Consider the following 18,417-nt stretch of genomic DNA (forward strand, 5'->3'; position numbering starts at 1 on the left):
CAGCTTGCTGGGACGATCTGGCGCGTGAAACGCAGGTTCAACAATCCCCTCCCGCAAATACTTCTTGATCGTGTTGCGAGACACGCCCGTCCGCCGCGCGATCTCGCGAATGGGCATCTTGTCACGCAGCGCCCATTTCCGGATAACTTTTAAAAATCCCATGTCTATCACTCCAAGTGCTCCCAGCTGATTCAAGCCGGGGTAAGGTTGCACATGGGTCAATTCTCGATGACAATTTCTGCTGCTGCCGGGTCAGTTCTCAGTGACAATCAACATGATATCTTCATTTTGGTCGAAATGAGGTGCTTATCCTTGTAGTCGTGGTCCGCGCATGGCGCAACATGCATCACGCTTGACGTCGTGCAGGAAATCGCTGATCGTTCGCTTCACGGTGCTTTCGCCCAGTTCGGTGTGACGCTGCATCGCACCCTTGGAGCACCAGATGCCGGAGCCGTCGTCGCTCGCCTTGTCGGCCAGGAACATGATGATCTGTTTGCGCGCGGCGCCGCTGAACCGGCGGTCGGCACATTCGTCTGCGACGCGCCAGCTCTTGAAAGGCCTCGCTACGCCCGAAACCGGCCTCAACTTTTACAGGTTTTGTACAGAAATCCCATCTGCCGCCCCAGATTTTCCGGGAAATCAAACGGGCGTTTCTGCAGCCGCTTTCGCAAACCCCTGACAAAAAGCCATATTTTACTAGGTTTTCTGGTGACCCCGGCAGGATTCGAACCTGCAACCTGCCCCTTAGGAGGGGGCTGCTCTATCCTGTTGAGCCACGGGGCCGCCGGTTTGTTCAATGCCTGCGTTTGCTTGTCTGGTCAACGTCTCTCGGGCCCGCTAACCTTGATCAAACGAATAGACAGGACCTTTCCCTTGACCAGCGACCACAAACGCCCCCTGACCCTGCGCGACGTCTCCGAGGCGTCGGGCGTCAGTGAAATGACCGTCAGCCGCGTTTTGCGCAACAAGGGCGATGTCAGCGCCGCAACCCGCCAGAAGGTGCAGGATGCGGCGAAACGGCTGGGTTATGTCCCCAACAAGATCGCGGGCGCGCTGGCGTCGTCGCGCGTCAATCTGGTGGCGGTGATCATCCCTTCGCTGGGCAACATGGTCTTTCCCGAGGTGCTGGCCGGCATATCCGAGGTGCTCGAAGACACCGACCTGCAACCGGTCGTCGGCGTCACGGATTACCTGCCGGAGAAAGAGGAAAAGGTCCTGTTCGAAATGCTGTCCTGGCGTCCGTCCGGCGTCATCATCGCCGGATTGGAACATTCCGAGGCGTCGCGCGCCATGCTGCGGCAGGCGGGTATTCCGGTGGTCGAGATCATGGATACCGATGGAGAGCCGATCGACACCTGCGTCGGCATTTCGCACCGTCGTGCAGGGCGCAAGATGGCCGAAGAGATTATCGCGGCTGGGTACAAGAAGATCGGGTTCATGGGGACCAAGATGCCGCTGGATCACCGCGCGCGCAAACGGTTCGAAGGGTTCACCCGCACGCTGGCCAAGGCGGGGATCGAGATCGCGGATCAAGAATTCTATTCCGGTGGATCAGCACTGGCCAAGGGCCGCGAGATGACGGCGAAGATGATCGCGCGCAGTCCTGATCTGGATTTTCTATACTATTCCAATGACATGATCGGCGCGGGTGGTTTGCTATACCTGTTGGAACAGGGTGTCGCCATCCCCGGCCAGATCGGGCTGGCCGCGTTCAACGGCGTTGAATTGCTGGATGGTCTGCCGCGCAGGCTGGCGACGATGGATGCCTGCCGCCGCGAGATCGGGGTAAAGGCAGCGCAGATCATCGTGGCGCGAAATCTGGGGCTGGCGACCGAGGATGAAACCGTCGTCATGCTCAGCCCGAAGCTGTCACTGGGCGAGACTTTGCGCCGGACCTAGACCATTTTGATGACGTTCTTGTCGATCGCCAGCATATAGCCTTTGCGCGCGATGTTCTTGACCAGAAGTTCGCTGACAAGCTGATTACCCAAAGTATCCCGCAGGCGCTTGATGCGGGTCGCCCCTGCCGCCTCGTCGCAATCGGATGGGTCGCGGCCCGATATCACGCCTTCGATCTCGGCCCCCGACAGCACCTCGTCGTCCATGCGCGCCTCGGCCAGAACCGACAGGGTTTCAAGGGCGGCATCCGTCAGTTTGAATTCGAAATCGTTCAGATAGACCGATTTCTGGTCGCGGCTGATCAACAGGGAATTCACCTCGATCCCCTGCCGTTCGATCCGGCCCATCCGGCGGTTCAGCGCGATCAGCATCACCAGAAAGGCGACGGCGGCCACAAGCAGGGCGGTTGCAAAGATCAGCAGCACGAAGATCACAAAGCGGTAAGAGGCCAGCGTATCCGAAAACGCGGTGCCCGATCCGGCGAGGATTTCCAGCAGCTTGATTTCGGCATTGCCTGTCAGCGTGTCGTTTTCCACGAACAGCCGTTCGACCCGCATGTTGAACGCGTTGGCATCGGGCAGGTTGATGAACAGCAAAACGGCCGTGATCCCCAGGATCAAGACGATGGCGGCAATTCCTGCCACCACGATCCGGTTGCCGATTTCGCGCGATTCAGTAGCGGAGGTAGAACTCACCGGCGCTGTCCCTTCGTTCTTCCAACCCGGTGTCGTCGAACACCCCGAGCACATTCAACAATTGCCATCCGTCGCGGGGCAGACTGTCGCGGAGCTGCGCTTCGGCGGAGCCGACGCTGCAATCGCCACGGACTTCGGTCACGCCGTAATGCAGCCGCAGGGGGTCGTCCTGCTTGGCTTTGTAATCGGCATAACACGCGGCCTGCGCAAAAGTTGCGGTCAGACAAAAGATCAGGAAAGAGAAGGAAAAAGTTTTCATGATTCCGATCTGATCCAACGCCACGCTGATATTCAATAGCATCATTCGTTATCGCCTGCACAGGGTCTTGGCCAGTCCATGATATTGTCTTGCACGCGGGACGCGCCGCATCGTCATGGCACGACACAGCGCGGTGTCTTGCCCCGGTTGCCGCGCCGCCTAGGGCAGGGGGTCAGGTCTGACGCTCTGCCCCTTTTTTCTTGCGCTGCGGGCTGCCGTCTGGTCACTGGGCGCATGATGCTGCCTGATTTTACCTTTGAAGATGCCGCCCGTGGGCGCGGCCATCTGCGGATCGCCGGTGTGGATGAGGTCGGGCGCGGGCCGCTCGCGGGGCCTGTGGTCGCGGCGGCGGTCATGTTGGACCGCGCGCGGGTTCTGGCCGGATTGAACGACAGCAAGAAGCTGACCTTGGACCGGCGCGAGGCGCTGTTTGCGCAGATTATGGATTGTGCGGACGTCAGCATCGCGCAGGCCAGCGTGGCAGAGATCGACACCCACAACATCCTGCGCGCGTCCCACATGGCGATGGTCCGTGCGGTTGCGGGGCTGGCGACGCCGCCCGACCATCTGCTGATCGACGGGAACATGGTGCCACGCGATCTGACCCTTTCGGCTGAGGCTATCGTGAAGGGTGACGCGCGGTCGCTGTCGATCGCGGCGGCGTCCATCGTGGCCAAGGTGTGGCGCGATCGCCACATGGTGGATTTGGCGCAACAGTTTCCGGGCTATGGCTGGGACGGGAACGCCGGATATCCCACGCCTGCCCATAAATCCGCGCTGGCCGCTCTTGGTGTGACCCCACACCATAGGCGTTCGTTCAAACCCGTCCACAATATCTTGTATCAAGATCAAATCATAAGTGATTGATTCAATAAAGGTTTTGACAGAGAATCGTCTCTGACTCAGATTAGGCCCAACCAAAGAGCGGGCAATCCGCCGGGGCAATGAGGCGAACATGACGGTCAAGACAAAGGCAAAGGTGGCGCAAGCGCTGCCCTTGAACACGATTATCGATGGCGATTGCATCGAAGTGATGAACAGCCTGCCGGCAGGGTCGGTGGACCTGATCTTTGCGGACCCGCCCTATAACCTGCAACTGAAAGGTGATCTGCACCGCCCCGACAATTCCAAGGTCGACGCCGTTGACGACGCCTGGGACCAGTTCGACAGCTTCGCCGCCTATGACCGTTTCACCAAAGCCTGGCTGGCCGCCGCCCGCCGCCTGTTGAAACCAAACGGCGCGATCTGGGTGATCGGCAGCTATCACAATGTGTTCCGCATGGGGGCCGAGTTGCAGAACCAGGGGTTCTGGATTCTGAACGATGTCGTCTGGCGCAAATCCAACCCGATGCCGAATTTCCGGGGCAAGCGCCTGACCAATGCCCATGAAACGCTCATCTGGGCGTCCAAGGAAGAGGCCAGCAAATACACCTTCAACTACGAAGCGTTGAAATCGCTGAACGAAGGTGTGCAGATGCGGTCCGACTGGGTGCTGCCCATTTGCACCGGCCACGAACGGCTCAAGGACGACCAAGGCGACAAGGCGCATCCGACGCAGAAACCGCAATCTCTGCTGCACCGTGTGATCGTGGGCACGACCAATCCGGGCGATGTGATCCTTGATCCGTTCTTCGGCACCGGCACCACCGGCGCTGTCGCCAAGATGCTGGGCCGCGATTTCATCGGGATCGAACGCGAAGCCGCCTATCGCAAGGTCGCGGAAAAGCGCATCGCCAACACCCGCAAATTCGACACCGAAGCGCTGGAGGTGTCGTCGTCCAAACGGTCCGAGCCGCGCGTCGCCTTCGGTGTATTGGTCGAACGCGGTATGCTGCGCCCCGGTGAGGAATTGTGGTCCATGAACGGCCGTCACAAGGCCAAGGTCCGTGCCGACGGCACGCTGATCGGGGACGACATCAAAGGATCAATCCATCAGGTCGGCGCCTATCTGGAAGGCGCACCAAGCTGTAACGGCTGGACCTATTGGCAATTCAAACGCGACGGGCAAAAGGTGCCCATCGATCTGCTGCGTCAGCAGATCCGCTCCGAGATGGAGAAACATTAAGTTTCACCAACGTTGATACCGCCGGCGCCAGCGGCGAACCCTGTCATGGTGGCAGGGACCGCTGGCGCTAACTTTGCCCCGTCATCGCAAGATGGCGGGGATTTTTTTTGCGTTGCTCTTATTCTATGGCGGCACCGGCTGCGCCACCGACGGCTGCGCCGATGGGCCCCGCGACCAAGGCCCCGCCAAGTGCGCCAGTCGCCGCGCGTTCATTCGTGTTGTCGCCGCAAGCCGCCAGTGCCAAGAGCGTGACCGCGCTCATGATCACGCGCGAAAAAGTGTTGATGCGCATTGGTTCCGCTCCTGTTTATCAGAAATGTGATGTGCAGGTGAAACCCCAACGCGGCGTTTTGGTTCCCGATCCGCGCGGCGGCCATGTAGATGACTGCGCTATCCCGCTAACGCGGCATCGGGTTGCGCGCATATTTATAAGGCCGCCAGTTCCTGATTTCGGGATAAAACGCCTCGCGCCATGCCTTGATCCGCGGGTGCATAGTCTTGCGCCAAAGCGGTGGCAGCAGCGCCATCATCGTCATCACCGGATAGCCATAGGGCAATTGCGGGGCTTCATCCTCGGCATAGGTCTGCAGCAGCGGGAACCGTCGGTCGGGTTTGTAATGGTGGTCGGAATGGCGTTGCAGGTTGATCAGCAGCCAGTTCGACGCGCGCTGCGACGCGTTCCACGAATGGCGCGGTTTGACGTGTTCGTATTTACCGTCGCCCAGATGTTTGCGCGTCAGCCCGTAATGTTCGACGTAATTCACCAGTTCCAGCTGGAAAACCGCCCAGAACGCCTGTGTCGCGAACAGGAAAATGCCCCACAGCCCGCCGATATAGGCCGCAAGCCCCACGAACAGGACCTGCAAAGCGAGATAGCGCCAGAACGGGTTGGACGGGTGCGTCGCGGGCAGATCCTTGCGCGCCAGCATCGCCTTTTCCGCCCCGAGAGCGGAGACAAAACACTGATAGAGCACGCGCGGAAAGAAGCGGTAGAAACTTTCGCCATAGCGCGCCGTGACCGGATCGCGCGGGGTGGCGACATAGCGGTGATGCACCAGCATATGTTCTGACCGGAAATGCGAATAGAACACAGACGCCAGCAGGATATCCGCCAGCCAGCGTTCCAGTTTCGGTTTCTGGTGCATCAACTCATGCGCATAGGTGATCCCGATGGTCCCCGACAGGATGCCCAGGCCCGCGAACAGCGCCCACTCCTCGACCCGCGACAGATGGTCGGTCGTCACGACATAGTGCAGCACGCCAAAGATCGTCACCAGTTGCAGCGGTGTCCACAGCAGTGTGATCAGCTTGTGCCAGAACAGCGCCTTTTCGGGTGTTGCGGGGTCGGGGTTCGCCTTGTCCAGCCCGACAACGTAATCAAGGCCCGAAAACAGCCACCAAGTCGCCATAGGCAACAAAAGCAGCGCCCAGCCCCCCTGCGTTGCGGCGAAAACCGCAAGCGGGATCAGCCCCAGCGACAGCCAGAACGGCAAGGCCGAAGGGATAGGGCCGGTTTCAGGCGCGGCGGACGGCGTCATCGGCGTGGATTCCTTTTGTCGTGGTGATGCGATGATCCTAGCTGCAAAGCGGCAGCCTCTCAATCAATCTGCACCAGATCGGCAACCAAATCGTAAACCTTGCGCATCGCGGTGGGCAGGGCCGCAGGGCTGAATTCGGGCCTTGCGACGAAATGCCCACGGTCGGGCTGCGCGTCCAGCGGCACATGGGCCACCATGATCCGCAGATGCAGATGAAAATGGGTGAAGGTGTGGCGCGCTTCGGCCTCGACCGCTGTCCAATCGGCTGCGATCGGCGGCGCGGGTGCAGGGTCTTCCACCCAGTCGCTGCAAGGCCAGCCCAGCATCCCGCCCAAAAGCCCGCTGTCGGGGCGCGTTTCCAGCAGGATCGCCCCGTCGGCGCGCCGCGCGACATAGGCGATCCCGTATCGCGTCGGTGTCTTTTTCTTGGGCGTCTTGCGCGGCAGATCGGCGGCGGTGCCTGCGATCCGCGCGGCACAAGGTGCGCGCCAAGGGCAGATCCCGCAGGCCGGATTGCGCGGCGTGCAGATCGTGGCGCCAAGGTCCATCACCGCCTGCGCATAATCGCCTGCGCGCACGGCAGGCGTCAGCGCGCGGGCGCGCGCGGTCAATTCCGGTTTGGCGGCAGGCAGGGGCGTGTGGATATCGAACATCCGCGCCATGACGCGTTCCACATTGCCATCGACCACGGTTTCGGGCGCATCGAACGCAATGGCCGCAATCGCCGCCGCCGTATAGGGGCCGATGCCAGGCAGGGTCAGCAAGGTTGCGAGATCGCTTGGGAACTGCCCGCCATGATCCGCCACCATGACCCGCGCGCACTTGAGCAGGTTGCGCGCGCGCGCGTAATACCCAAGCCCCGCCCAGGCTGCCATGACAGCGGCATCATCCGCTGCCGCCAGATCGCGCACGGTGGGCCAAAGGGCGGTAAACTTGCGGTGGTAATCGCGCACGGCGGCAACGGTTGTTTGTTGCAGCATCACCTCGGACAGCCAGACGGCATAGGGGTCGGGGGCGACACCTGCCTTGCGGTCGGCAGGCGGCACACGCCACGGCATGGCGCGGGCGTGGCGGTCGTACCAGTCAAGCAAGGCAGAGCTGAGATCGTTCAAGGCGGTTTCCCCGATAGGCGGCAGCGCAGGCTTGGCGCTGGGCCAGACATAAGGTAAAGCAAAGCCATGAAACAGCCACGACCCAATGGCACGACCTACGGTTTTTCGCGCGCCGCAGCGCTGGTGCAGACCCGCATCCGCAGCGCCAGCGAAAAACGCGGCTTTGCGGTGACGCGCCTTTTGACGCATTGGGCCGAGGTGGTGGGCGACATCACCGCGCAAATCGCGACGCCCGTCAATGTCAGCTATGGGCGTGGCGGCATGGGGGCGACGCTGACCTTGCTGACCACGGGCGCGCAGGCCCCGATGCTGGAGATGCAAAAGGACCAGATTCGCGACAAGGTGAATGCCTGTTACGGCTACCGCGCCATCGCGCGGGTGCGGATCACGCAGACAGCGCCCACAGGCTTTGCCGACGGGCGGGTGGCCTTTGCGCCCGCGCCGAAACGTGTAACGCAACCCAGCGCAGACGTGATTTGCAAAGCAACCGCCCTATCTGAGAAAATAGACAGCGACGATTTACGGGCAGCCCTGGCCAGACTTGGTGGCCATGTCCTTGCGAAACAGAAGAACTGAACAGAGGTAGATATGAAACGCAGAACGCTTTTGGCCGCCGCCGGTGGCGCCGCCCTGATTTCTGGTGCCGGTTGGCTGGCCAGCCGTCCCGATCCGGTCACCGGCCTGCTGCCCGGTGCGGCGAATGCACAATCCACTGACGGTGCCTTGCCCGAGGTGATGGAAATGGTCATGGGCAACCCCGATGCCGCGGTCGAAGTGATCGAATATGCGTCCTACACCTGCCCGCATTGTGCGTCGTTCCACGCCGACCAGTTCCAGCAGATCAAGGAAAACTACATCGACACGGACAAGATCCGCTTTGTCTATCGCGAGGTCTATTTCGACCGTCCGGGCCTCTGGGCGTCGATGATCGCGCGCAGCCAGAACAACCCTGATTTCTTCTTTTCCTTCTCCGGAATGCTGTATGAACAGCAGCGCGAATGGCTGGCAGGCGGCGATCCCGTCGTGATCGTCGAAAATCTGCGCCGCATGGCCAAGGTCGCGGGTCTGGACGATGCAGCGCTTGATGCGGCTTTGTCCAATGGCCCGAAAGCCGAAGCGCTTTATACATGGTATCAGGCGAACGCCGAACGTGACGGGATCAATTCGACACCAAGCTTCCTGATCGACGGGCGTCTTTACAGCAATATGGCCTATCCCGAATTCGCCAACGTGCTTGACGGGCGGATCGGCTAAAGCCCAAGCCGGTCAAAGGCTGCATCCATGGCGGACCAATCCGTCAGATGCAGCCGGACCGGCAGCGTCAGCACCTGCATCCGAAAGGCGTCGGGCAATCGTACGGCGTCTTTTTCCGTTGTGACAAGCTGTGCGCGCTGAACCTGCGCCTCGATCTGCAACCGTTTGATCAAGGCGGGCGTCAGCGGCTGGTGATCGGCCAGCGCCTCGGCGCGGACGACATCGGCCCCCATGTCGCGCAGGGTGCGAAAGAATTTCTCGGGGTGGCCGATCCCTGCAAAGGCCAAAAGGCGCAGGTCGCGCCATGGCATCCCCGTCGGCAGCGGGGCCAGATGGCCCACCAGATGCGGCAGCGCCACGGGCCAGTCGGCGGCGAATTTGTCCTGCGCCTCGGGCGGGCCGATGGATAACAGCATGTCCGCCCGCGCCAGACCGCGCGCGACAGGTTCGCGCAAAGGGCCAGCGGGGATCACCCGCCCGTTGCCAAACCCGCGCAGGGCATCGACGACGATGATTGACAGGTCCTTTGCCACATCGGGGTTCTGGAAGCCGTCATCGAGCAAGATCATATCCGCGCCTGCGGCCTGCGCTGCGGCGACACCTGCGGCCCTGTCGCGCGCGACCCAAGTCGGCGCAAAAGCCGCCAGCAACAGCGGTTCGTCGCCGGTCTGATCCGCCTTGTGCCGGCGTTCGCTCACCTGCACCGGTCCGGTCAGCGACCCGCCATAGCCGCGCGACACAACATGCGGATTGCGTCCGCGCGCGCGCAGTCTGTCGATCAGGGCGATGGTCGTGGGCGTCTTGCCCGTGCCGCCCGCGTTCAGGTTGCCGATGCAGATGACCGGCACAGTGGCGCGCAGCTTGGCAGGCCTGCGTAATCTTTGCGCCGTTCCCGATGCATAGAGCCAGCCCAAAGGCGCCAACAGCCGTGCGGCAAGCGCGGGGCTTTGCGGCGCGGTGAACCAGAACCCGGGTGCGCGCATCTAGGCCACCCTGTCTTCAAGCCGCTGCCGGATCAGCGCGACGATCTGGTTGGTGACATCGGCCCCGCGCGATGTGACATCCCATGCGGCATGGGCCATAGCCGCGGCTTTGTCAGGCGCAAGCAATGATTCGACGGTCGGGCCGAGCGTGTCCGCCGACCGGATCAGACGCGACGCGACAGCGGCGTTCAGCCGCGCGGCATGGCGCTGATACGGCGCAACATGCGGGCCATAGAGCACGGCAGACCCAAGGGCCGCAGGTTCAAACGGGTCACGGCAGCCGCCACCGAAAAGCGTACCGCCAAGGTAGGTGACCGGCGCAATCCGATACCAAAGCCCCAGATCGGGATCGCCATCGACGACAAAAACCTGCGTCGGTTCCGACGGTTCGGCTTTTTCCGACCGCAGGGTGACATGAAATCCGAATTGACGCATGTCGTCGGCCAGTTGCAATGCGCTGTCGGGCGTGTCTGGTACGACGATCAACAGCAGGCGATGCGCGCGGCGTCCGGCCTCTTGATGGGCCTGGCACAGCGCTTTGCAGTCGTTTGGGCGCGCTGCCGCGGCAAGCCAGACAGGGCGCGTCCCGATGGCTGCGGATACGTCGCGGCGGTCCGCCTCGTTGCAGGGCAGGACGCGGCCGCAATCCTCCATCAACCCGGTGACGACGATACGCGATTGTGGTGTTCCGGCAGCGATCAGCTTTTCCGCGGCCGCGGAATCTACGGCGAGCACGGTGTCGAATGTCGACAACAACGACCTGATCGCCCCCGGCACCCAACCGCCTGCCACCTGATCGAGTCCGTCGCCTGACGCATCGACAAGGACACTGGGCACACGGGCAGAATGGATCGCCTCAAGCAAGACCAGGTCCAGATCGCCGCGCACCCAGATCGCCAGCAGCGGTTGCCAATGGCTGATAAAGGCCCGGATACTGTCCTTGCCTTTGGGTTCGGGTACAGCGCGCCCTGCCAGCGCAGGGTCCCAGTCGGGCACGGTCGCGATGATCTGGATGGGGTCGGCATCGTCGGCCAGCTTGCGTTGCAGCGTCTCGATGGCGGTCAGCTGTTCCGGGAGGCTGCACCGCGCCCAGACGATCGCGCCGTCCGGCCGGGTGGGAAATGCACGGCTGGACTTGTCCCCGTTGCCGCGCCGGAGCCCCGCCATATAGGCCGCGATTTTGAGGGATCGCGCCATGATCCTGCCCTTCGTCCGACGTCAGACGCCCAATTCTTCGGTTGCGGATGCGGCGGTTTCTTCGTCCCGCAGGCGGTGGATATGGGCAATGAAATACCGCATATGGGCATCGTCTACGGTGCGCTGTGCCGCAGCCTTCCATGCGTTATAGGCGGTCTGGTAATTCGGGAACATGCCAACGATATCGATCGCCGCAACGTCCTTGAACGCATTCTTGGTCGGATCGACCAGTTCGCCGCCAAAAACAAGGTGCAGGCGCTGTGTCATCGGGAATTCCTTGGATTGCTTGTCGTTGCGGAGACCCTAATGGTTTGGCGCCGCAGGCTCAAGCCGCGCTGCGATATCGGCGTGCAATTCATGCCCTGCCGCGATGACACCGGGCACCTGCGGATGCGGGTTGTTGAACACCAGCGGCAGGCCGCGCGGGTCGGTGACTGTGCCGCGCGCCTCGGCCACGATCAGCGCACCGGCGGCGATGTCCCATTCCCAGCTGGGGCGCAGGGTCAGCATCGCGTCAAACCGGCCTTGCGCGACAAGGCAGAGCCGGTAGGCCAGCGACGACCGGAACGCGCGTTTGAACGGCGGCAGCGCAGCACCTTTCCACAGGGCAGGAGCGAAATTAGGCTTTGATCCCAATACGGTGGCCGCATGCAGCGCTGACCGGCTGACCATGATCGGGGTGTCGTTCAGGCGCGCCCCGTCCCCTGCCGTGGCGGTGAACATCAGGTCATGCAGCGGCAGATAGACGGCAGCGGCGATCACCGCGCCGTTTTCGACGATTGCAAGGGAATGGGACCAGTCCTTTGCCCCGTCGATGAAGGCCCGCGTGCCGTCGATCGGGTCGATCACGAACTGGCGTGTGGTAGACAGACGCGCTGGGCCGTCCTGCGTTTCCTCGGACAGCCAGCCATAGTCGGGGCGTTTGTCGCGCAGAAAGTCGGCGAGCATCCGGTCGACGGCCAGATCTGCCTCGGTCACGGGGCCGGCACCGCCCGGTTTGTCGGTCACGTGCGGCGATTGGCCGAAATATCCTGTCGCGATGGTCCCCGCCTTGCGCGCGGCGGTGACCAGCAGGGCAAGATCACTCTCCCGCAAGGGTCAGACCTTCGACCAAAAGCGACGGGACCGCGCGCGACAGATGCAGCTGCGCGTCATTGGCGGGGATCAGCGTCAGCAGCATGTCGCGTAGATTGCCCGCAACGGTGCATTCGTTCACCGGATAGGCGATAGCCCCATTTTCCACCCAGAACCCTGCCGCCCCGCGCGAATAATCGCCCGTATTGGGGTTGATCGTGGACCCGATCATCGAGGTGACCAGCAGCCCCGTGCCCATCTGCGCGATCAGATCGTCGCGCGAGGCTGTGCCTTGGGTCATGCTGATATTCGTCAGGCTGGGCGATGGTGGCGCGCCCGTGGACCGTGCCGCATTGGCGGTGCTGTCCAGCCCCAGCTTGCGCCCTGTCGCAAGGTCCAGCGTCCAGCCCGTCAGCACCCCGTCATCGACGATGGCGCGGCGCGCGGTGGGCAGGCCTTCGGCGTCGTAAAGCCGCGATCCGGACACACGCGCGCGGTGCGGATCCTCAATCACCGACAGCCCCTTGGGCAGCACCTGCGCGCCCAGCGCGTCGCGCAGCCAGCTTGACCCGCGCGCGATGGCGGCGCCGTTCGTGGCCTGCAACAGATGGCCGATCAGCGCACTGGCGATGCGTTCGTCGAACAGCACCGGATAGGCGCCCGTCTTGGGACGGCGTGCGCCGCTGCGTTCCACCGCGCGTTCCGCCGCGCGGGTGCCGATGGCATCGGCGTCGCGCAGGTCGGCGCGAAAGACGCGGTTGTCATAGTCGTAGTCGCGTTCCATCGCCGTGCCGGTCCCACTGATCGCCACACAGGACAGGCCGCTATCGGTGCGGGTGTAGCCTGCGGAAAATCCGTTGGTCGCGGCCAGATGCACCCGGCGGCGGGAATACCCGGCAGAGGCCGATTGCACCTGCGACACGCCCGCATTGCGCAGCGCCGCCGCCTCGGCGCGGGCGGCCTGATCCTGCAGCATCGCGGGATCGGGTTCATCGGCGGGGTCGTGCATTTCCAGCGCGGCATTGTCCGTCGCCTGCGCCAGTTGCGCGGGATCGGCAAGACCCGCATGGGGGTCTTCGGGGGCTTCCATCGCCATGGCTACAGCGCGTTCGGCCATCTGGCGCAGCGTGTCGGGCTTGGTATCGGACGACGACACGCAGGCCTGCCGTTTGCCAATCAGCACCCGCAGCCCGATGTCGATCCCTTCCGAACGTTCGGCATGTTCGAGCGCACCACCCCGCACGTCGATCGACAGCGATGTGCCGTCCACCGCGATGGCATCGGCGGCATCGGCCCCGGCCTTGCGGGCGATGTCGATCAATTGGTGGGTCAGGTCGGACAGGGATTGTGTCATGGCGCTTCCTTTGCTCATCAAAGACCTAGTGCGCGGGCAAGGGCGCTGCAAGGCTGTGACACGACATGCAAACGGCGCGCCGGTCTCCCGACGCGCCGCAATAATGTTCGAAACCGATCAGCGGATGCGCTGACCGTTCGCCAGAACCTCACCATCTTCGGTGACTTCCAACCGGGTCTCCAACTGGTCGTCGCCGGTTGAGCGGGCGAACATGCCCATCATCATGCGGGGCGCCATGACCTGATCGGCGGGCAGAAGTCCCATGGTCACCAGATTGTCCAGCAGACCGTTCAGCCCGTTGATTTGTACGGTCACCTCGCCTTCGGGGCGGGGCAGCGGGGCGAATGTGACCATGTCGCTGTTGTCGAAGGTAAAGGCACCGTCGCCCGTCACGCTGGCACCCGCGACCGAGATGTCGAGGTCGGTCAGCGAGACTTCGGACAATTCGAACGGCATGTCGCTGTTCATCATCGCCTGTTCCTGCGTGGGGTCCATCACGTCGAACAGCGGACGGGCCATGCCGGCCAGACCGATCTTGATCGTCGCGGGATCGCGCGGCAGCACGCCGGACGGATCGAACAGCGACCAGATCATGTCGCTGACAGTCAGATCGGCAAGTTCAATGCCAAAGGCAAAGGGCTGGGCCGTGTCGGATGCGGCGACGGGCATCTCAAGGTTGAACCCATAGGCCGACAGACCGATGTCGATCGGGAAAGGTGCGGCATTCGAGATGAACGTCGCGACGATATCGGTGGTGCGGCCGGAATAGGCAAGCGTCTCGGCGCTGACCAGCGTCGTCAGCGAGCCTGCACCCGAACTGAACGACCCCGACACCTGATCGCCATCGGCATTGATGTCGAACACGTATTCGCTGCTGTCCACGGTATACCCGGCAGAGATCGAGGTGCCGTCTGCGATCTGGTTGTTTTCATCGAACATCACGCCATCCAGCGGCATCGCCAATTCGGCCTGCATGTTGAGCCCGCTGATCTTGCCACCGCCGGTGATGTATTCGCCGCCGCCGTCGGGAAGCTGCACATCGACCAGAATGTCGATTGATTCAAATGAACCTTCGTAGGTCAGGTCGCGCATCTCTCCCAGACGGGTGGTATAGGTGCCTGTCAGGTTGTTGCCGGTCAGGCTGACATCGCCCGTAAAGGTGAAGTCGCCATCGACGATATTCTCCAACGCAACGGTATAGCTGTCGGCGCTGACGGCGTAATCAATGGCGTCGGCGGTGCCGCTGGCGATCATCTCCAGACCGGACTGGGTGACCAGCACGGTCACGGTCACACCTGCGTCATCGGTTACGGTGACAGGAAAGCTGTCGGCCATCGTCACGGCAACGGTCCCGTCGCCCTGTTCCGTCAGGATGATGTCGCCCATGGCGGCGCTGACGTTCAGTTCTTCCTGCACCATGTTCAGCGCGATGTCGCGCACGGTCAGCGTGTCGCCGGACATGTCTTCGGATCCGACCGTCAGCGTGTCCGGGCCGTACAGGCTCAACTGTGCTTTCCAGTCGTCCCAAACTTGCTGGGCGGACACATCGGCCATTGCCGCAGTGCCAGTCAAGAGTGCCGCTAGACAGACAGCACCGCGCAAAGTCGTTCTACAGGTCATCGAGTTCCCTTCCATTCTGGGTTTGCCTATCCGGTCCGAGTCTTCCAACAAACGCCAAGGAAGGATAGCATCGACGAAAGTGTTACTCATCCGCTGGCCAGACCGAAAGGGATTGATGTGAAAAAGTTCGATTTGATGGGGAAAACCGTTCTGATCACCGGTGCAAGCCGCGGCATCGGAGAGGCTGCTGCGCGGGAATTTGCCAAGCAAGGCGCGAATGTTGCCCTGATTGCGCGCACAACCGACGATATTGCCCGAATTGCAGGCGATATCGGAGAGAAGGCGCTGGCGATTCCCTGTGACGTCTCCCGTTACGTGCAGGTCGAACAGGCTGTCGCCGCCACGGCCCAGACCTTTGGCGGGCTGGACGTGCTGATCAACAACGCAGGTATCGTCGATCCGATGGGCGATTTCGGTGATCTTGACCCTGACGACTGGGCGCGCACGGTCGATATCAACCTCAAGGGCGTGATGTACGGGATGCGCGCGGTCGTCCCCGGCATGATCGCGCAGGGGCACGGCACGATCCTCAATATCTCTTCGGGGGCGGCGCATAACCCGGTGCAGGGCTGGACCGCCTATTGCGCGTCGAAGGCAGGCGCCTACATGCTGACCCGCACGGTCGATCTGGAATGTCGCGCTAAGGGGCTGCGGGTTCTGGGCCTGTCGCCCGGCACTGTCGCAACCCAGATGCAGCGCGATATCAAGGAATCCGGCATCAGCCCCGTCAGCCAGCTGGATTGGTCGGTGCATATCCCGCCCGCATGGCCCGCAAAGGCGCTCGTCTGGATGTGTACGCCGGAGGCGGACCCCTATCTGGGGCAGGACGTCAGCCTTCGCGACGCGGATATCCGCAAGATGGTCGGCCTTGCATGATCCGCACTGACAGGGACGGCGACAGTCTGATCGTCACCATCGACCGGCCTGACAAGGCGGGGGCGCTGACGGCTGCGATGCTGACAGACCTTGCCGATATTGCCCAAGGCGCGCGCGATGCAAAGTTACTGATCCTGACCGGCACAGGCCGCGTGTTCAGCGCCGGTGCCGATCTGGATGCCGCGCGCGCTGGTTTGGCCACCGATCCGGTCTGGGAACGGCTGTCAGGCGCGATTGCCGCCTGCCGTGGTCTGACCATTGCCGCCTTGAACGGCACAGCGGCGGGGGGTGCCTTGGGCATGGTGCTGGCCTGCGATTTGCGGATCGCAGTGGCACAGACACGCTTTTTCTATCCGGTGATGAAACTGGGCTTTCTGCCGCAACCGTCCGATCCGGTGCGCATGGCGCGGCTGATCGGCCCGGCGCGGGCCAAGATGATCCTGATGGCGGGGCAAAAGATCGACGCGGAAACGGCGCTGGCGTGGGGCCTGATCGACCGGATTGCGCCGGATGAGGCGCTGCTGCAAACAGCCCGCGATCTGGGGGCGGATGTCTGTGCCGCCACGCCCGCCCATGTTGCCGCGATCAAGCGGATGATCGACCCCGCATGACCGATGTCCTTGTGATTGGCGCAGGCCCTGCCGGTCTGATGGCGGCAGAGGGTGCCGCCGCACGGGGCGCTTTTGTGACGGTGGTGGACGCCATGCCGTCTGTCGGGCGCAAGTTCCTGATGGCGGGTAAATCAGGGCTGAACCTGACCAAGAACGAGGATATGGCCAGCTATCTGGCGGCCTTCGGCCCTTTGCCCGACAGTTTGCGCACCATTCTGGCCGGTTTCGGCCCGCAGGATGTGATGCGCTGGGCCGAAGGGCTGGATCAGCCCCTGTTCACCGGATCAACGGGCCGCGTGTTTCCCGTGGCGATGAAAGCCTCGCCCTTGCTGCGCGCGTGGCTGGCGCGGTTGGGGGCGGCGGGTGTGACCTTGCAGACGCGCTGGCGCTGGACCGGCTGGCAGGACGATGCGCTGGTGTTCGATACGCCCCAAGGTGTGCAAGTAATCCGCGCCAAGTCCGTCGTGCTGGCGCTGGGCGGGGGCAGTTGGGCGCGGCTGGGGTCGGATGGCGCATGGACGCAGCATCTGCCCGATGTCACGGCCCCTTTTGCGCCTGCGAATATGGGCTTTGTCGTCGACTGGTCGCCGCATATGGCGCGGCACCTTGGTGCGCCGGTCAAGGCGGTGGCGATGACGGCGGGGGCGGTCACGACGCGGGGCGAATGCATCATTTCCGCACGCGGGATAGAAGGCGGCGGCATCTATGCGCTGTCGCGCGCGATGCGCGAAGGTGCGCCGCTGGTCATGGACCTTTTGCCCGACTGGACGCTGGCACAGGTGCGCAGCGCCTTGGCGAAACCGCGCGGCAAGGCGAGCGTCACCAACCACCTGCGCAAGGTCCTGCGGCTGGACCCTGTGCGCCTTGCGCTGCTGGCGGAATTCGGGATGCCCTATCCCGACGATCTGGCCCCGCTGATCAAGGCGGTGCCGATCCGTCACGCAGGCCCCCGCCCGCTGGACGAGGCGATTTCCACGGCGGGGGGTGTCAGGCTCGACGCGCTGACCGATGATCTGATGCTGCGCGACCGTCCGGGCGTGTTCTGTGCCGGTGAAATGCTGGATTGGGAGGCGCCGACAGGCGGCTACCTGATCAGCGCCAGCATGGCGACAGGGCGTCAGGCGGGTCTTGCGGCAGCGGATTACGCCAAAAGCCGCTGAAACGCGGGACGCGCGCGCATCCGTTCCTGATAGGCCTGCACTCCATCGGGTGCGATCTCGAACTTGATCCCCGCACCCCAATTCAGGCAATGCGCGCAGAGGATATCCGCAATCGTGAATTCATCGCCCATCAGGCAGTGGCCCGCGATGCGCGGTGCCAGCCGGTCAAGGCTGCGCGCCCATTCCCAGCGCAGGCTGTCCTTGATCGCGGGCAGGCGCTGGGCCTCTGGCAGGATGAAACTGTGTTTCGCCGCCATCCACAGTATCGCGTCCATCTCGTCCAGCACGGTATGCATCAGCGCGTCGTGATGCGCGCGCTGGATGGTGCCGGGGGCGGGGATCAGCGCACCGTGCCGGTCAGCCAGATAGGTCATGATCGCGGTGGAATCCGTCAGCGTGGCACCTTCGGCGATCAGGACCGGCACCTTGCCCGACGGGTTCAGCGCCTTGACCGCATCCGACCCCGGCATGTCGGGCAGGTGGTCATAAGGCGCGCCCAATTCCTCCAGCGCCCAGAGCACCCGCAAGGCGCGTGATTTTTTCGGACCGATGACCTGATACATGCCGCCTCCCCAAGCTTTTCGGCATAAGGCTGTGTCCGAAGACAGTTTGCAACGCAATTTCCCGATCTGGCCCGATTTTGTGCCAAGCATGCAGCACCTGGGCAGTTTCTTGGCAATCTGCGTTTGCATTGCGGGCAGGGCAAGTTAGACCTGTGGC

22 protein-coding genes and 1 tRNA gene are annotated in these 18,417 nt (G+C 62.8%); 8 read left to right on the forward strand and 15 right to left on the reverse strand.

The annotated features are described in order from the left end of the window. From H147_RS0112775 to H147_RS0112785, 3 genes are all read right to left on the reverse strand, one after another. The coding region (locus tag H147_RS0112775) for a helix-turn-helix domain-containing protein (protein ID WP_019953608.1) at positions 1-162 on the reverse strand (162 nt) is incomplete at its 3' end. A gap of 144 nt (positions 163-306) precedes the next feature. Next, on the reverse strand, positions 307-483 hold the full coding sequence (locus tag H147_RS21365; protein WP_245541145.1) for a hypothetical protein: 177 nt from the start codon (positions 481-483) through the stop codon (positions 307-309). 223 nt (positions 484-706) lie between these two features. Further along, a tRNA-Arg gene (locus H147_RS0112785) sits at positions 707-783 on the reverse strand. Positions 784-873: 90 nt separating this feature from the next. Here H147_RS0112785 and H147_RS0112790 point away from each other — a divergent pair. After that, positions 874-1,899 (forward strand): LacI family DNA-binding transcriptional regulator, encoded by a 1,026-nt coding sequence (locus H147_RS0112790; protein ID WP_019955767.1) that lies wholly within the window; start codon positions 874-876, stop codon positions 1,897-1,899. Here the strand turns inward: H147_RS0112790 and H147_RS0112795 are convergent. Beyond that, complete coding sequence (locus tag H147_RS0112795) at positions 1,896-2,546, reverse strand: winged helix-turn-helix domain-containing protein (protein ID WP_019955768.1); 651 nt, start codon at positions 2,544-2,546, stop codon at positions 1,896-1,898. The two genes, H147_RS0112790 and H147_RS0112795, sit on opposite strands and share 4 nt — an antisense overlap. Before the next feature lie 25 nt (positions 2,547-2,571). After that, complete coding sequence (locus H147_RS0112800) at positions 2,572-2,853, reverse strand: hypothetical protein (protein WP_026352496.1); 282 nt, start codon at positions 2,851-2,853, stop codon at positions 2,572-2,574. Positions 2,854-3,087: 234 nt separating this feature from the next. On the opposite strand from H147_RS0112800, the gene rnhB reads away from it, so the two are divergent. Then, positions 3,088-3,720 carry a ribonuclease HII gene (rnhB, locus tag H147_RS0112805; RefSeq protein ID WP_019955770.1) on the forward strand — a complete coding sequence of 211 codons (633 nt, stop codon included), beginning with the start codon at positions 3,088-3,090 and terminating at the stop codon, positions 3,718-3,720. Between the two features lie 88 nt (positions 3,721-3,808). Continuing rightward, positions 3,809-4,918, forward strand: a complete 1,110-nt coding sequence (locus H147_RS0112810; RefSeq protein WP_019955771.1) for a site-specific DNA-methyltransferase — start codon at positions 3,809-3,811, stop codon at positions 4,916-4,918. A 118-nt stretch (positions 4,919-5,036) separates the two neighbouring features. Here H147_RS0112810 and H147_RS21025 read toward each other — a convergent pair whose 3' ends face one another. The 3 genes from H147_RS21025 to mutY form a co-directional block, all read right to left on the reverse strand. After that, positions 5,037-5,210, reverse strand: a complete 174-nt coding sequence (locus H147_RS21025; protein WP_019955772.1) for a hypothetical protein — start codon at positions 5,208-5,210, stop codon at positions 5,037-5,039. Positions 5,211-5,316: 106 nt separating this feature from the next. Next, positions 5,317-6,456 carry an alkane 1-monooxygenase gene (locus H147_RS0112820; RefSeq protein WP_019955773.1) on the reverse strand — a complete coding sequence of 380 codons (1,140 nt, stop codon included), beginning with the start codon at positions 6,454-6,456 and terminating at the stop codon, positions 5,317-5,319. 59 nt (positions 6,457-6,515) lie between these two features. Then, positions 6,516-7,568 (reverse strand): A/G-specific adenine glycosylase, encoded by a 1,053-nt coding sequence (gene mutY / locus H147_RS0112825; protein ID WP_026352497.1) that lies wholly within the window; start codon positions 7,566-7,568, stop codon positions 6,516-6,518. Between the two features lie 66 nt (positions 7,569-7,634). Here mutY and H147_RS0112830 point away from each other — a divergent pair, with 66 nt between their 5' ends. Both H147_RS0112830 and H147_RS0112835 read left to right on the forward strand, forming a co-directional pair. Beyond that, the gene (locus H147_RS0112830; protein WP_019955775.1) at positions 7,635-8,144 is read left to right on the forward strand and encodes a DUF721 domain-containing protein; all 510 of its coding nucleotides are present in this window, start codon (positions 7,635-7,637) and stop codon (positions 8,142-8,144) included. Positions 8,145-8,156: 12 nt separating this feature from the next. Continuing rightward, positions 8,157-8,822, forward strand: coding sequence for a DsbA family protein (locus H147_RS0112835; RefSeq protein WP_019955776.1), 666 nt, complete (start codon positions 8,157-8,159; stop codon positions 8,820-8,822). Here H147_RS0112835 and lpxK read toward each other — a convergent pair. From lpxK to H147_RS0112865, 6 genes are all read right to left on the reverse strand, one after another. Next, complete coding sequence (gene lpxK / locus H147_RS0112840; protein WP_019955777.1) at positions 8,819-9,805, reverse strand: tetraacyldisaccharide 4'-kinase; 987 nt, start codon at positions 9,803-9,805, stop codon at positions 8,819-8,821. The two genes, H147_RS0112835 and lpxK, sit on opposite strands and share 4 nt — an antisense overlap. Next, entirely contained in the window at positions 9,806-11,002 is a 1,197-nt protein-coding gene (locus H147_RS0112845; protein ID WP_019955778.1) for a 3-deoxy-D-manno-octulosonic acid transferase, read from the reverse strand. 21 nt (positions 11,003-11,023) lie between these two features. Then, a complete protein-coding gene (locus tag H147_RS0112850) occupies positions 11,024-11,269 on the reverse strand; it encodes a DUF4170 domain-containing protein (protein ID WP_019955779.1) in 246 nt (81 codons plus the stop codon). 36 nt (positions 11,270-11,305) lie between these two features. Next, entirely contained in the window at positions 11,306-12,097 is a 792-nt protein-coding gene (locus H147_RS0112855; protein ID WP_019955780.1) for a 3'(2'),5'-bisphosphate nucleotidase CysQ, read from the reverse strand. Continuing rightward, positions 12,084-13,430 (reverse strand): TldD/PmbA family protein, encoded by a 1,347-nt coding sequence (locus H147_RS0112860; protein ID WP_026352498.1) that lies wholly within the window; start codon positions 13,428-13,430, stop codon positions 12,084-12,086. Before H147_RS0112860 ends, H147_RS0112855 begins: the two co-directional genes overlap by 14 nt. Before the next feature lie 117 nt (positions 13,431-13,547). After that, the gene (locus tag H147_RS0112865; protein WP_245541146.1) at positions 13,548-15,050 is read right to left on the reverse strand and encodes a DUF2125 domain-containing protein; all 1,503 of its coding nucleotides are present in this window, start codon (positions 15,048-15,050) and stop codon (positions 13,548-13,550) included. 117 nt (positions 15,051-15,167) lie between these two features. Between H147_RS0112865 and H147_RS0112870 the strand changes: the two genes are divergently transcribed. Genes H147_RS0112870 through H147_RS0112880 form a run of 3 tightly spaced genes read left to right on the forward strand, consistent with a single transcriptional unit; the run spans position 15,168 to position 17,697 of the window. Continuing rightward, entirely contained in the window at positions 15,168-15,926 is a 759-nt protein-coding gene (locus tag H147_RS0112870; protein ID WP_019955783.1) for an SDR family oxidoreductase, read from the forward strand. After that, positions 15,923-16,537, forward strand: a complete 615-nt coding sequence (locus H147_RS0112875; protein ID WP_019955784.1) for an enoyl-CoA hydratase/isomerase family protein — start codon at positions 15,923-15,925, stop codon at positions 16,535-16,537. Before H147_RS0112870 ends, H147_RS0112875 begins: the two co-directional genes overlap by 4 nt. After that, on the forward strand, positions 16,534-17,697 hold the full coding sequence (locus tag H147_RS0112880; RefSeq protein ID WP_019955785.1) for a TIGR03862 family flavoprotein: 1,164 nt from the start codon (positions 16,534-16,536) through the stop codon (positions 17,695-17,697). The genes H147_RS0112875 and H147_RS0112880 overlap by 4 nt, the downstream gene beginning before the upstream one ends. Here the strand turns inward: H147_RS0112880 and H147_RS0112885 are convergent. Continuing rightward, complete coding sequence (locus tag H147_RS0112885; RefSeq protein WP_019955786.1) at positions 17,679-18,260, reverse strand: glutathione S-transferase family protein; 582 nt, start codon at positions 18,258-18,260, stop codon at positions 17,679-17,681. The two genes, H147_RS0112880 and H147_RS0112885, sit on opposite strands and share 19 nt — an antisense overlap. Between the last annotated feature and the right edge of the window lie 157 nt (positions 18,261-18,417).

This window comes from Yoonia vestfoldensis DSM 16212 (assembly GCF_000382265.1).
Lineage (GTDB): Bacteria > Pseudomonadota > Alphaproteobacteria > Rhodobacterales > Rhodobacteraceae > Yoonia > Yoonia vestfoldensis.

What these genes read in the sequence shown, in the direction of transcription:
- H147_RS21365 (WP_245541145.1), bottom strand. Translation starts at nt 483, where the DNA reads ATGTTCCTGGCCGACAAGGCGAGCGACGACGGCTCCGGCATCTGGTGC.
- H147_RS0112800 (WP_026352496.1), bottom strand. Translation starts at nt 2,853, where the DNA reads ATGAAAACTTTTTCCTTCTCTTTCCTGATCTTTTGTCTGACCGCAACT.
- rnhB (WP_019955770.1), top strand. Translation starts at nt 3,088, where the DNA reads ATGATGCTGCCTGATTTTACCTTTGAAGATGCCGCCCGTGGGCGCGGC.
- H147_RS0112810 (WP_019955771.1), top strand. Translation starts at nt 3,809, where the DNA reads ATGACGGTCAAGACAAAGGCAAAGGTGGCGCAAGCGCTGCCCTTGAAC.
- H147_RS21025 (WP_019955772.1), bottom strand. Translation starts at nt 5,210, where the DNA reads ATGCGCATCAACACTTTTTCGCGCGTGATCATGAGCGCGGTCACGCTC.
- H147_RS0112820 (WP_019955773.1), bottom strand. Translation starts at nt 6,456, where the DNA reads ATGACGCCGTCCGCCGCGCCTGAAACCGGCCCTATCCCTTCGGCCTTG.
- H147_RS0112830 (WP_019955775.1), top strand. Translation starts at nt 7,635, where the DNA reads ATGAAACAGCCACGACCCAATGGCACGACCTACGGTTTTTCGCGCGCC.
- H147_RS0112835 (WP_019955776.1), top strand. Translation starts at nt 8,157, where the DNA reads ATGAAACGCAGAACGCTTTTGGCCGCCGCCGGTGGCGCCGCCCTGATT.
- lpxK (WP_019955777.1), bottom strand. Translation starts at nt 9,805, where the DNA reads ATGCGCGCACCCGGGTTCTGGTTCACCGCGCCGCAAAGCCCCGCGCTT.
- H147_RS0112845 (WP_019955778.1), bottom strand. Translation starts at nt 11,002, where the DNA reads ATGGCGCGATCCCTCAAAATCGCGGCCTATATGGCGGGGCTCCGGCGC.
- H147_RS0112850 (WP_019955779.1), bottom strand. Translation starts at nt 11,269, where the DNA reads ATGACACAGCGCCTGCACCTTGTTTTTGGCGGCGAACTGGTCGATCCG.
- H147_RS0112860 (WP_026352498.1), bottom strand. Translation starts at nt 13,430, where the DNA reads ATGACACAATCCCTGTCCGACCTGACCCACCAATTGATCGACATCGCC.
- H147_RS0112865 (WP_245541146.1), bottom strand. Translation starts at nt 15,050, where the DNA reads ATGACCTGTAGAACGACTTTGCGCGGTGCTGTCTGTCTAGCGGCACTC.
- H147_RS0112875 (WP_019955784.1), top strand. Translation starts at nt 15,923, where the DNA reads ATGATCCGCACTGACAGGGACGGCGACAGTCTGATCGTCACCATCGAC.
- H147_RS0112880 (WP_019955785.1), top strand. Translation starts at nt 16,534, where the DNA reads ATGACCGATGTCCTTGTGATTGGCGCAGGCCCTGCCGGTCTGATGGCG.
- H147_RS0112885 (WP_019955786.1), bottom strand. Translation starts at nt 18,260, where the DNA reads ATGTATCAGGTCATCGGTCCGAAAAAATCACGCGCCTTGCGGGTGCTC.